The following is a 13240-nucleotide window of genomic DNA, read 5'->3' as shown; positions in this document are numbered from 1 at the left end:
GAACACCTCAAGCGCCTCGAACGGCTCGAACACCTCGATCACCGCGAACGAAGGAGACCGTAGTGGCGGAGAAGTGGCGCAACTGGGCCCGCCAGCAGAGCTGTTCCCCCACCCGCGTCGAACGCCCGGCGAGCGAGGAGCAGTTGAGCGAGGCGCTCGCCCGCGCGGCCCGGGACGGACTGCGGGTCCGGCCGGTGGGCAGCGGGCACTCGTTCACCGACACCTGTCTCACCGATGGCGTCATGGTGGACCAGAGCGGCATGGGGCGCGTCCTCGACGTCGACCGGGCGACCGGTCTGGTGCGGATCGAGGCCGGTATCAAGCTGCACCGACTGACCGCCGAACTCCACCGGCACGGGCTGGCGTTGGAGAACCAGGGCGACATCGACACGCAGTCCCTGGCCGGGGCGATGGCCACCGCCACCCACGGCACCGGGGAGCGCTTCCCCAATCTGTCGGCCAATGTCGTCGGCTGCCGGCTGGTCACCGCGACCGGCGAGGTCGTCGAGATCGACGAGGCGGGCGACCCGGACGCCTGGCGCGCGGCCCGGGTCTCGCTCGGGGCGCTCGGCGTGATCTCCGAGTACACGCTGCGCTGTGTCCCCGCATTCCGTGTCCACCGGGTGGACGAGCTGCGCCCGGTGGGCGAGGTGCTGGCCGATCTGGACGCGCTCGTGGCCACGTACGACCACTTCGAGGTCATGGCGCTGCCGCACACGGACCAGGTCCTGACCTATGCCTCGCGCCGTACCGACCGCCCGGCGGCTCCGCCGGGCCGGGTCTCCGCGTGGTGGAACGACGACGTGCTCAGCAACGCGGGCCTGGGCGCCGCCTGCCACCTGGGCCGTCTCTTCCCCCGTGCGGTTCCGGGGATCGCCCGTGCGGTCACCGGCGCGGTCGGCCGTTACGAGCAGCTCGACGACAGCCACCGGGTCTACGCGCACCGGCGGCGGGTCCGGTTCACGGAGATGGAGTACGCGATCCCGCGCGTCCACGCCGCCGAGGCGCTGGAGCGGGTCCGGGCGCTGATCACCGACCGGCGGCTGCCCGTGCTGTTCCCGATCGAGCTGCGGTTCACCGCGCCCGACGACGCCTTCCTCTCCACCGCGTACGGCCGCGACACCGCCTATCTCGCGGTCCACCAGGTCGTACGGGCCGAGTACGAGGCGTTCTTCCGCGCTGTCGAAGCCATCATGGACGAGTACGGGGGCCGCCCGCACTGGGGCAAGCGCCACTTCCAGACCTCCGGCACGCTGGCCCCCCGCTACCCCGGCTGGCAGGACTTCCAGGCCGTACGGGCCCGTCTCGACCCGGACGGTGTGTTCACCAACGACTACGTGGCCCGGGTCCTCGGCCCGGTCGGTGCGGCGCCCGCCCGTCCCCGTACCGGAAGGACCGACCGCCCGTGAACACCGTCGACTTCACCGCCCTCGACCGGGCCACCCGCGAGATCCGGCCACCGTTCGCGGTGCTGGACCTCCGGGCCCTCCACCACAACGCGGAGTCCATGCGCCGCCGGGCCGGGGGCAAGCCGATCCGGGTCGCCGGCAAGTCGGTACGGTGCCGGTCCGTCCTCCGCTCGGTGCTCGCCCTGCCCGGCTTCGCGGGCATCCTCGCCTTCACCCTGCCCGAAGCCCTGTGGCTCGCCGAGGAGTTCGACGATGTGCTGGTCGGCTACCCGACCGCCGACGACGACGCCCTGCGCCGACTGGCGGCGGACCCGGCGCTCGCGGCCCGGGTCACCGTGATGGCCGACTGCCCGGCGCACCTGGACCGGATCGCCGCAGCCGCCGCGGCGGGCGGCCGGCCACTGCGGGTCTGTCTCGATCTCGACGCCTCGCTCACCTCCCTCGGCGGCAGGCTGCACTTCGGCACGCACCGATCGCCGCTGCACACCCCCGCCCAGGCCCGGGATCTCGCGCGGGCCGTGGTCGCGCGCTCCGGCCTGCGGCTGGTCGGGGTGATGGCGTACGAGGCCCAGATCGCCGGAGTCGGTGACAGCGCCCCCGGCGCACCGCTAAGGCGTGCGGCGATCCGGGTGTTGCAGGGGGTCTCCCGGCGTGAACTACGGCTCCGTCGTGCGGCGGTGGTCGCGGCCGTACGGGAGGTGGCGCCGCTGGAGTTCGTCAACGGCGGCGGGACCGGCAGCCTGGAGTCCACCGCCGCCGAGGCCGCCGTCACCGAACTGGGCGCGGGGTCGGGTCTGTACGCGCCGACCCTCTTCGACACCTACCGCGGCTTCCGGCCCCGGCCCGCGGCGTTCTTCGTCCAGTCCGTCGTCCGGCGCCCGTCCGCCGCCCGCGCGACCGTGCTCGGGGCGGCTGGCCCGCCTCGGGCGCGGCGGGCCGCGACCGGCTCCCCACCCCGGTCTGGCCGCCGGGCCTGCGGCTGACCCGGCTGGAGGGCGCGGGCGAGGTCCAGACGCCGCTGACCGGTCCGGGCGCGGCAGGGCTGGCCATCGGTGACCGGGTCTGGTTCCGGCACACCAAGGCCGGGGAGCTGTGCGAGCGCGTGAACGCGCTCCATCTCGTGGACGGCGACCGCGTCGTCGACGTACTGCCCACCTATCGGGGCGAGGGCCGGGCACTGCTGTAGAGGGACACCGCTTCGGACGGGCTCTCCCGCGGAGGCGTCGGCCCGCTCAGGCGCAGGCCGGGCAGAGGCCGCGGTAGGTCATCTCCACCGAGCCGACGGTGAAGCCGAACCGCTCGGACTCGGGCAGATCACCGAGGGCGTCGCCCGCCGGGAGGACGTCGCGGACCGTGCCGCAGCCGGAGCAGACCAGGTGCTGGTGGGGGCGGCGCGCGTTCGGGTCGTAGCGCTTGGCGCGGCCGACGGTGGAGACCTCCAGCACCTCTCCGAGCGCGACCAGCTCCCCCAGCGTGTTGTAGACGGTGGCGCGGGAGATCTCGGGGAGTTTGGCGGCGGCCCGTACATGCACCTCGTCCGCCGTCAGGTGCACATGGTCGCCGTCGAGGACCTCCGCGACGACACGCCGCTGGGAGGTCAGCCGCCAGCCACGGCCCCGCAGCCGCTGAAGGAGGTCGCTCACTCGATTCACCTGCCTCGTTTCACGGAGGGCTTCGTTTCGGGCCATGCGATGCGCGGAAGGATCCCACGGCGCCGTACCCGATCGCTATACTTAGTGCGCTTCTTGACTTAGACGATGTCCATTGTAGGATCGATCCCGGCGACATCCAAGAGACAGGAAGACTCCGGTACGGCAGCAGAGACATGCGACGGAACACCGCCGGACCACCGCGCGGCGCCGCCCGTCGGCCGAGCACCCTCCTCGCCACCATCGCCCGGGACCACCCGGTGCGGCGGTCCGCGAGACCTCGGTCCGGCTCACGGCGAGCCTTCCCACCCCAGCGTGCCCCTTCTGCACGGCCCGAATCCTCCTCCCCCGTTCAGCGCCCCACGACCCGCCGGGTCCGGAAGGATTTCCCATGACCGAGAACCACGAGTCTCACGTCTTCGACCCCGTCACCCCGGATTCGCCCGAGACGGCCATCCCCGAGGTGCCCGAGGCGCAGGCGAGCGGCTGCCCCGTGGCCCACGGCCGCGCGCCGCACCCCACGCAGGGCGGCGGGAACCGCCAGTGGTGGCCGGACCGCCTCAACCTGAAGATCCTGGCCAAGAACCCCGCCGTGGCGAACCCGCTGGGCGAGGAGTTCGACTACGCCGCCGCGTTCCGGGCGCTCGACCTGCCCGCCGTGAAACGGGACATCGCCGAGGTGCTCACCACCTCGCAGGACTGGTGGCCCGCCGACTTCGGCAACTACGGGCCGCTGATGGTCCGGATGGCCTGGCACAGCGCCGGCACGTACCGCATCAGCGACGGCCGCGGTGGCGCGGGCGCCGGTCAGCAGCGCTTCGCCCCGCTCAACAGCTGGCCGGACAACGGCAACCTGGACAAGGCGCGCCGTCTGCTCTGGCCGGTCAAGAAGAAGTACGGCCAGTCGCTCTCCTGGGCCGACCTGCTGATCCTCACCGGCAACGTGGCCCTGGAGACCATGGGCTTCAAGACCTTCGGCTTCGCCGGTGGCCGCGAGGACGTCTGGGAGTCGGAGGAGGACGTCTACTGGGGCCCGGAGACCACCTGGCTCGACGACGAGCGCTACACGGGCGACCGTGAGCTGGAGAACCCGCTCGGCGCGGTCCAGATGGGCCTGATCTACGTCAACCCCGAGGGCCCCAACGGCAACCCGGACCCGATCGCCGCCGCCCGCGACATCCGCGAGACCTTCCGCCGGATGGCGATGAACGACGAGGAGACCGTCGCCCTCATCGCCGGTGGCCACACCTTCGGCAAGGCGCACGGCGCGGGCCCGGCCGAGAGCGTCGGCGCGGACCCCGAGGGCGCCCCGCTGGAGGAGCAGGGCCTCGGCTGGCGCAGCTCGTACGGGACGGGCAAGGGCGGGGACGCCATCACCAGCGGTCTGGAGGTGACCTGGACCAGCACCCCGACCAAGTGGGGCAACGAGTTCTTCCACAACCTCTTCGCCTACGAGTACGAGCTGACCAAGTCCCCGGCCGGGGCGCACCAGTGGGTCGCCAAGGACGCCGAGGCGACCATCCCGGACGCGCACGACCCGGCGAAGAAGCACAAGCCGCAGATGCTCACCACCGACCTGTCGCTGCGCTTCGACCCGGCGTACGAGCAGATCTCGCGCCGCTTCCACGAGAACCCGGAGGAGTTCGCGGACGCCTTCGCCCGCGCCTGGTACAAGCTGACGCACCGTGACATGGGCCCGATCCAGCGCTACCTGGGTCCGGAGGTGCCCTCCGAGGTACTGCTGTGGCAGGACCCGCTGCCCGCGCGCACCGAGGAGCCGCTGGACGCCGCGGAGATCGCCGCGCTCAAGGAGCAGGTGCTCGCCACGGACCTGACGGTGGCTCAGCTGGTCTCGGCCGCCTGGGCCTCGGCCGCGTCCTTCCGCGGCAGCGACAAGCGCGGTGGCGCCAACGGTGCCCGGGTCCGCCTGGAGCCGCAGCGCGGCTGGGAGGCGAACGACCCGGACGAGCTGGCCCAGGTCCTGCGCGCCCTCGAAGGCATCCAGGAGTCCTTCAACACCAAGGGCGGCAAGAAGGTCTCGCTGGCCGACCTGATCGTCCTCGCGGGCAACGCGGCCGTCGAGCAGGCGGCCAAGGACGCCGGCGTCGAGGTCGAGGTGCCGTTCACCCCGGGCCGGGTCGACGCCACGCAGGAGCAGACGGACATCGAGTCCTTCGCCGCGCTGGAGCCCGCGTACGACGGCTTCCGCAACTACGTCGGCAAGGGCACCCGCCTCCCCGCCGAGTACCTCCTCCTGGACCGCGCCAACCTCCTGACGCTCAGCGCCCCGGAGACCACGGTCCTGGTCGGCGGTCTGCGCGTGCTGGGCGCCAACACCGGCGGCTCGAAGCACGGCGTCCTCACCGAGCGCCCGGGCACGCTGACCAACGACTTCTTCGTGAACCTGCTCGACCTGGGCATCACCTGGAAGTCGACGTCGTCGGCACAGGACGAGTTCGAGGCCCGTGACGCGAGCGGCCAGGTCAAGTGGACCGGCACCCGCGCCGATCTGGTCTTCGGCTCCAACTCCGAGCTCCGCGCCCTCGCCGAGGTCTACGCGAGCGACGACGCCCGGCAGAAGTTCGTGACGGACTTCGTCGCCGCCTGGGCCAAGGTCATGGACCTGGACCGCTTCGACCTGGTCTGACCTGCTGCCGCGTCCGTGGGGCCGGTGCGTGTGCGCGCACCGGCCCCACGGCATGTCGGGGGTCGGCTCGGTCCCACCCGCTTCCGAGCGCGGCTAGGGCCTGTCGTCAAACTGCCGCCTGCCGGGCGTCGCACGGCAGGCGGCAGTTTGACGACAGGCCCTAGGCGGGAACCGCCGGGAACACCACCAGCGAGCCGTCCCTCTCACGGGCCATCTCGATCACCACGTCGGCGACGCGGCTCCCGCCCGCGACATCGTCACCCAACCGGCGGATCCGGTACATGGCGCGCATCAGGCGATCGACCTCACCCGGTGTGAACACGGGCGGCCGCAGACCGCCCGGGCGGGCCAACTCCAGCGCCGACAGGCGCACGAGGACGTCGGCGATCCCCGACTCCAGCTCTTCGAGGCGCTGTTGGTCGCGCCGGAGAGCACGAGTGAAGCTATCGAACAGGTTGTCAGGGTCGTTCTGGGCGTGCTCGACGGCCTGCAGCACGTTGACCCGCCGCTTCAACGCGGCAGCCAGGGCGGCGAGTTCGAGGTGTGCACGGAACCGGCCGCCCTCCTCGTCGATGCCGGGGAACGACTTGGTCAACGTACCGATCTCGACGGCCTCACCGGCAGGGAGCTTGTCCAGGGCGCTCCGCCACCGGGCGAGACGGCGGTCGGCGGCGCCCAGCGCCGTGTTGATGGCGTGCACCGCCGAGTCCAGCCCGAGCGAGATGCCGAGCTTGCCCTGGTCGAGCAGGATGGCCGTGGCCTTGTCGATGGCATCGCGGCAGCCGTCGAGTGCGCTGTGCTCGTCATCGAGCTTCTCTTCCCGCAACTGCTCCAGCAGTTCCGTAATGTGCTCGATCGCCTGCTGACGCTTGCGGTCGGCGTGCGCGCTCACCCCCACCGCCACAGCCATGAGCACGAACGGCGCGGCCACGGTGAGCGCGGCGCTCCCGGCGGCCGCGACACCGGCTGTCGCACCGGCTCCACCGACGGCGCCGACTGCTGCCGTGCGGCCGACCGGCAGGAACGTCACGCCGGAGACGATCTTGCCGGTGGTGTCCACGAGCGGCCCACGGACACCACCGGCCATCGCCCTCGATCCCATCGAGCAGATGAAACCCTGATCGAACTGGGCGGCGAACTTCGCCGGAACGACCATGCGATACAGGGTCTCGCCGCCGGCGGTCGCCTTGGCCGCCGTGGACGAACTCCGCGCGGTCCGCGTGACGAGTTCCGACAGGTGCTGCGCCAGAGGGCTCGCGGCCTCGAGCGCGATGCCCCGACCGCGGTCGAGCTTGTCGGGCAGCGGATGTGCCTCCAACGTGGCGATCGGCCGGTCGGCCAAGGCGGCCAGCACCCCCCGCAGTTCACCCAGGCGCTCGGCCGTCATCGGCCCGTCCCCGGCCACTGCGGGCACCCGGACGTCCCCCGTCGCGAGCGTCCACACCGGAACGGTCGCCTTGAGATAGTCGATCATCGTCTCCCCTTGTTCTCCCGGCACAGCCTATGGCCGGGGTGCGAGGAGAGCAGCCGATTCCCGATCTCCCGGACCGGACGTCAGCCCCCGTCCGCGAGCAGCCCGAAACCGCGACGCTGCGGCGTCGGACGGGCCTCCGCGGCCCGGGCGAGCCCGTCAGGCCCGGCCTTTCTCCGGCGGTCCCCCCACCACCGTGAGCAGGTCCACGACGAAGATCAGCGTCGAGCCCGCCGGGATCAGCGGAGAGGGTGACTGCTTGCCGTAGCCGAGACGCGGCGGAACGATGATCTCGCGTCGCCCGCCGACCCTCATGCCCCTCACGCCCCGGTCCCAGCCCTTGATGGCCCTGCCTCCGCCCACGGCGAACTTGAACGGCTGGTCCCGCTCCCAGGAGGAGTCGAACTCCCTCCCGGACGCGAACGTCACCCCCACGTAGTGCAACTGGACGACCCGTCCCGGCCGCGCCTCGGGCCCGTCCCCGACCACCAGGTCCCGGACCGTCAGTTCGTCGGGGGCGTCCCCCTCCGGAACCTCGATCACGGGCTTCGTCAGTTCGCTCATCACGGCCCCATCGCTCGCCACCGGCCTCCCTCGCACGGGCCGACCGGGCACATGGACCTTCCATGCGGCAGGCGATCACGCTAACGCGGGAGTTCCGCGGATCCTCGTGACGGCCCGGGACGGCGTGGGACGGGCAGGGACGGCATGGGACGGCATGGGACGGCCCGCACCAAGGGTGGCACGTACATTCAAGGCAGTCCGGCCCCGGAGAGAAGTCCTGTTCACTCCCGGAGAGGAGCCCCCTTACCCATGAGCCCGCAGTCCCCCGTCGTGACGGTCGCCGTCATCGACGACCACCCGGTGGTGGCGGCCGGCATCGCCGCCTGGTACGCCGTCGCCGACCCGCCGGTGCGGCTGCTCGCCGTCGGCACGGACATCTCCGCCGCCCTCCACGGGCCGGGACGGGACGCGGACGTGGTGGTGCTCGACCTCCAACCGAGCGAGGTCGGAGCGGACTTCGGCACGCTACGGGAGTTGGTGACACAGGGCCGGAACGTCATCGTCTACACCGTGCTGGACAGTGAGGACACCGCCCTGACCGCCCTGGACCTGGGCGCCGTCGGCTATCTCACCAAGGCCGAGGGCGCGCACCACCTGGTGGCAGCCACTCATGCCGCCGCCCGTCAGCTGCCATTCACGCCGCCCGCGCAGGCCGGTGCGCCCGGCAGCGGCCGGCGCCCGGTGCGGCCGACGCTGGCCCGGCGGGAGATCGACGTGCTGCGCGCCTGGTTCCAGTGCGAGTCCAAGGCGCTGGTGGCCCAGCGTCTGAACATCTCGGTCCGGACGGTGAACACCTATCTCGACCGGGTGCGGATCAAGTACGCCAACGCGGGTCGGCCTGCCTCCACAAAGGCCCATCTGGTGGCGCGGGCGGTTCAGGACGGGCTGGTCTCGCTCGACGAATTGTGAACGGGGCGCATCGCCCCCTCGGCCACGGCCGGTATCGCCGCACCGGTGGCCATGGGCTGCCCTGCGGGTAGGGGCTGAACCGTTTCTCGGACGCCGGGGTCTGCGCTGAGGGTCGAACGGCCGTCACTCCTGTCCCCCAACTGCCGCTACCGTCCCCGAGAACCAAGATTTCTCCATGCTTTCTCCTCCTCCCGGTCACTTTTCGTCCGGGAGAAGGAGCACGGGTGCCCGGACTCCGGTACGGCCCCGTTCGCGTGGCTCATGACGGACCGTCACACTGCACAGGGAGACAGAATGGGGCCAGGGGGCTCACGACGTAGACGGCACAGCGTGCTCGCGGCGGGGATCTGCGCGGCGCTGTGGCTGACCGGGCTGGCGGGCCCGCTCCCCGCCTCGGCCGCCGGTACGTCGTCCGACCGGCCGGCGGGGGCAGGCATCGGCTACGAGCCGTCGGTGGCGGAGGAGAGCGCGGAGGGCGCGGCCCTGGCAGCGGCCCGCGCGTCCGGCGAACCGGTGGAGGTGCCCGCCCTGCGCGGTGAGACCCGTGAGGTCTTCGCCACCCCCCAGGGGACTCTGGAGGCCCGTGAGTACGTCACGCCGGTGTGGACCAGGTCCGGCGGCACGTGGCGAGCCGTCGATCTGGATCTGGCCGTCCGCGCCGACGGCACGGTGGGACCGATCGCCTCCACCGTCGGCCTCGCCTTCTCACCGGGCGGCGACACGGCGCTGGTCCGGCTGACCCGCAACGGCCGCGAGCTGGCGCTGTCGTGGCCACGCCCGCTTCCCGAGCCTCGGCTGGCCGGCGACACCGCCCACTACCCGGAGATCCTGCCGGGCGTGGAGCTGCGGCTGACCGCCGTCCCCGACGGCTTCATGTCCCTGCTGGTGGTCTCCACGCCGGAGGCCGCGGCCCACCCGGAACTGGAGCGGCTGCGGTTCGGTCTGGCGACCGAGGGCATGGCGGTGGACGTCACCGACGACGGCGGGCTGGCCGCCACCGACGCGGGCTCCGGGGGCACCGTCTTCGAGGCGCCGACGCCCCTGATGTGGGACTCGAGGCAGGAGGAGGACGAGGTGGCCACCGCCCGGAACCGCTCCGGGGACGCCGGAACACCGAAGCCGTCCGGCGCCGAGGGTCCCGGCGGTTCGTCCCGGATCGCCGAACTCGGTGTCGAGGTCACCGACGGCGGCTCCGCGCTGGTGCTCACCCCTGCAACGGAACTGCTCACCGCGGAGGACACCGACTACCCGGTGTACATCGACCCGCAGTGGCACTCCCCGCGCGCCTCCGCCTGGACGATGACCTCCAAGGCGTTTCCGACCACCCGCTACTGGCAGTTCAACGGCAAGGCCGACGAGGGGCTGGGCAACTGCACCGGCTGGTCCGGCTGCGCCTCCGGCGACGTCAAGCGGCTGATGTACCGGATGGACACCTCCCGCTTCGTCGGCACCCGTGTTCTGAGCGCCGAGTTCGTGGTCCGCAACGTGCACTCCGCCCAGTGCACCAACCATCCCGTGGAGCTGTGGAGGACCAAGGCCATCTCCAGCAGCACCAGCTGGAACACGCAGAACGCCTCAGGGTTCTGGATCGAGCGGCTGCGCACCGAGTCCTTCAACTACGGCAGCGGGCTGTCGGGCTGCAAGCCCGCCGGCGACGCCGAGTTCCCGATCCGCGCCGCCGTCCAGCAGGCCGCCGACAGCAAGGCCTCCACGATGACCTTCGGTCTGCGGGCAGGCAACGAGACCAGCCCGTACCACTGGAAGCGGTTCCACAAGAACGCCCATCTACGGGTGGAGTACAACCGTCCGCCCCGGCAGATCCCCATGTCCCAGCTGACGATGGAGTACGGGGGCACCTGCCGGGGGCCCTCCGACCCGGTCGGCGTCCGCACCCTGGGCCAGCTGCGGGCCGGTAACGTCACCGACCCCGACGGCGACAGCGTCCAGGTGCAGATCCAGATCAAGCGCGGGTCGGAGGTCCTGTGGAACTCCGCCCTCACCACGGGCAAGGCGTCCGGCTCGCAGCACGCGGTGACCATGCCCGGCGGGCTCCCCAAGGGTGAGACGCTGCACTGGATCATCCGCGCCTACGACGGCCGGGACTACGGCCCCTGGTCCTCCGACGGCTCTCCCACCGGCTGCTACTTCGTGTACGACACCACCGTGCCCGAGGCCCCGGTGATCGGCTCCTCCCAGTACCCGGCCTCCGACCCGGAGGACCCGCAGGACCCCTGGCTGGACGGCACCGGCAAGTACGGCACCTTCACGCTCAGCACCGACGACTCCTCCGTCACCGCCTACCGGTACGGCGTCAACGGCGATCCGCACCCGGCCAATCGGGTGGCCACGACGGCTGGGGCCCCGGCGACCGTCCGGGTGCTGCCGGACCGGCCCGGACTCCACATGGTCACCGCCCAGGCGCTGGACGCCGCGGGCAATCTCTCGGAGATCCGCACCTACCAGTTCCGGATCGGGACCGGCAGCGGTGAGCGTACGTCCTGGCGGTTGAACGAGCCCGAGGGCGCGGAGCGGTTCACTGCCACCGCGCCGACCCGGACCGCCACCCTGCACGGGGGCGCCACCACCGGCGCACCCGGGGCGCCGACCGTCGGCGGCACCGCGCTGGCACTGGACGGCACCGGCGGATACGCCGCGACCGACCGTGCGGTGGTGGACACCAGCGGGCCGTTCACGGTCTCGGCGTGGGCCCGGCTGGAGACCAAGCCCGACCACGCGGCCATCGTGGTGACCCAGACCGGTACGGACAAGCCCGGGTTCGAGCTGTACTACTCGGCCACCCTGGACAGCTGGGCCTTCAACCAGTACCGGGCCGACGCGCCGCACGACAACCGGATGGCCCGGGTCGTGGCCGACGCCGAGGTGCGCGCCGGTAGGTGGACCCACCTCGTGGGGTCCTACGACGGGGCGACCCTGCGACTGTACGTCGACGGGGTGCTCGCCGGGTCGCTGGCATACACCGACGCCTGGGATGCGCGCGGGCCGGTGCAGATCGGCGTCGGCAAGTACGGCGCCGAGCGCAGGTCCTGGTTCCCGGGCAGCGTCGACGAGGTGCAACTCCTCGGCGGCGCCGTGCACGACGGCACCGCCTCCGTCCAGCGGCTGTACGCGGGCGAACGGCTGGACACGGAGCCCGCGCTGCCGGCGCTGGCGCTGTTCGGGCTGGACGAGAAGGCGGGCGCGACGGCCGTCGGCGGGGACGCCCACAAGCTGGCCGCCACGCCTACCGGCGGGGTGACGGCGGGTCGCGAAGGCCCGCTGGACCGTGCGGTGCGCTTCGACGGCACCTCCGGCCTGGCGCGTACCTCGGCGGGCGCCGTCCGGACCGACCGCAGCTTCTCGGTCTCCGCATGGGCCCGGCTGGAGCGCAGACCGGACTCGGCGGCGGTGGTCGCCACCCAGCTGTCGGAGTCCCGGCCCGGTTTCGAGCTGTATTACTCCGCCACCTACGACCGCTGGGCGTTCAACCAGTACAGCGCCGACAGCGCCGACAGCCGTCCGGTGCGGGCGATGCAGCCCACCGGGGACAGCGCCCGGGTCGGGGAGTGGACGCATCTGCTGGGCGTGCATGACCAGGTGAGCGACACCCTCACGCTGTACGTGAACGGCCGGCGGACGGACCGGGTGACGCTCGGCGGCGCCTGGCACGCGACCGGACCCGTGCAGTTCGGTGCCGGGCGGTACGACGACGTCGTCAAGTCGTTCTTCCCCGGCGAGATCGCCGATGTCCGGATCTGGGACCGGGTGGTCACCGGCTACGAGGCCGGTCGGCTGAACCAGCAGCCCTTGGCCGTCGCCGCCCGCTGGATGTTCGAGGAGACCGGCGCGGACGGGAGCACCACCCCGGACGCGGCGGGTACCGGCAACGCGCTGACGCTGCGCGGCAGTACGCGGATCGGCGACGGCTTCGTCGACCTGGGCGCCCTCGAACTCGACGGAATCACCGGATACGCCGACACCACCACCGTCCCGGCCGATCCCTCCCGTGGCTTCACCGTGGCCGCCTGGGCGCAGGCGGCCGCCGCCCCCGACGGCCCGGTCACGCTGATGAGCGCGGCCGGTGAGCACCACAGTGCCCTCACCGTGCGCTTCGTGCCGAACGCGCAGGATCCGGCGTGGGGCAGCTGGCAGGTGACGGTGCCCGAGCAGGACACACCGCAGGCCCGGGTGGTCACGGTGGGCCACAGTCTGGCCTCCGATGTCCGCGAGTGGCAGCACATCGCGGTCTCCTATGACGGCCTGGACCGCCGTCTGACGCTGTACGTCAACGGCCGGACGGCCGAGACGGTGTGCACGGAGGACCCGCTGCCCGAGTGCTCCGAGGAGCAGTCCTGGGCCGACCAGGTGACGGTCTTCCCCGCGACCGCCTCCTTCCAGGCCGGCCGCGGACTGACCGGCGGGGAGTGGGGCGAGCACTGGCCGGGCTCGATCGACGACCTGTGGGTCTTCGACGGACCGCTGACGTCCGAACAGATCGGTGAACTCGCCGGCGGTGTATCCGGTCTGCCCACCGAGGTTCCCGGCACCCCGTGACCGACCGGGTGGGGGCGGGCCATGTGCCCCGCCCCCACCC

General features: G+C 72.2%; 7 protein-coding genes and 1 pseudogene. 5 read left to right on the top strand and 3 right to left on the bottom strand.

Annotated elements, in window-relative coordinates:
• The first annotated feature begins 62 nt into the window (after positions 1-62).
• A complete protein-coding gene (locus DJ476_RS31405; protein WP_112492091.1) occupies positions 63-1409 on the top strand; it encodes a D-arabinono-1,4-lactone oxidase in 1347 nt (448 codons plus the stop codon).
• Positions 1406-2595, top strand: a pseudogene (locus DJ476_RS31400) (amino acid deaminase/aldolase). Before DJ476_RS31405 ends, DJ476_RS31400 begins: the two are co-directional and overlap by 4 nt.
• Positions 2596-2641: 46 nt before the next feature.
• On the opposite strand, the gene DJ476_RS31395 reads toward DJ476_RS31400, so the two are convergent.
• Positions 2642-3052: a Fur family transcriptional regulator gene (locus DJ476_RS31395; RefSeq protein WP_103419426.1), complete on the bottom strand. Its 411-nt coding sequence runs from the start codon at positions 3050-3052 to the stop codon at positions 2642-2644.
• Between the two features lie 397 nt (positions 3053-3449).
• Between DJ476_RS31395 and katG the strand changes: the two genes are divergently transcribed.
• Complete coding sequence (gene katG / locus DJ476_RS31390; RefSeq protein ID WP_112492090.1) at positions 3450-5705, top strand: catalase/peroxidase HPI; 2256 nt, start codon at positions 3450-3452, stop codon at positions 5703-5705.
• Positions 5706-5865: 160 nt separating this feature from the next.
• Here katG and DJ476_RS31385 read toward each other — a convergent pair whose 3' ends face one another.
• Together DJ476_RS31385 and DJ476_RS31380 are read right to left on the bottom strand one after the other, a co-directional pair.
• Positions 5866-7179 (bottom strand): hypothetical protein, encoded by a 1314-nt coding sequence (locus DJ476_RS31385; protein ID WP_112492089.1) that lies wholly within the window; start codon positions 7177-7179, stop codon positions 5866-5868.
• A 156-nt stretch (positions 7180-7335) separates the two neighbouring features.
• Positions 7336-7740, bottom strand: coding sequence for an FKBP-type peptidyl-prolyl cis-trans isomerase (locus tag DJ476_RS31380; RefSeq protein WP_112492088.1), 405 nt, complete (start codon positions 7738-7740; stop codon positions 7336-7338).
• A 249-nt stretch (positions 7741-7989) separates the two neighbouring features.
• Between DJ476_RS31380 and DJ476_RS31375 the strand changes: the two genes are divergently transcribed.
• Positions 7990-8649, top strand: a complete 660-nt coding sequence (locus DJ476_RS31375; RefSeq protein WP_112492087.1) for a response regulator — start codon at positions 7990-7992, stop codon at positions 8647-8649.
• A 330-nt stretch (positions 8650-8979) separates the two neighbouring features.
• Positions 8980-13200 (top strand): LamG domain-containing protein, encoded by a 4221-nt coding sequence (locus DJ476_RS31370; RefSeq protein ID WP_318294822.1) that lies wholly within the window; start codon positions 8980-8982, stop codon positions 13198-13200.
• Positions 13201-13240 lie beyond the last annotated feature (40 nt).

The sequence above is a fragment of the Streptomyces bacillaris genome, assembly GCF_003268675.1.
GTDB classification, from domain to species: Bacteria; Actinomycetota; Actinomycetes; order Streptomycetales; family Streptomycetaceae; genus Streptomyces; species Streptomyces bacillaris.
Note: the sequence above shows the minus strand (reverse complement) of the source record. Positions and strands in the feature narration are given on the sequence as shown.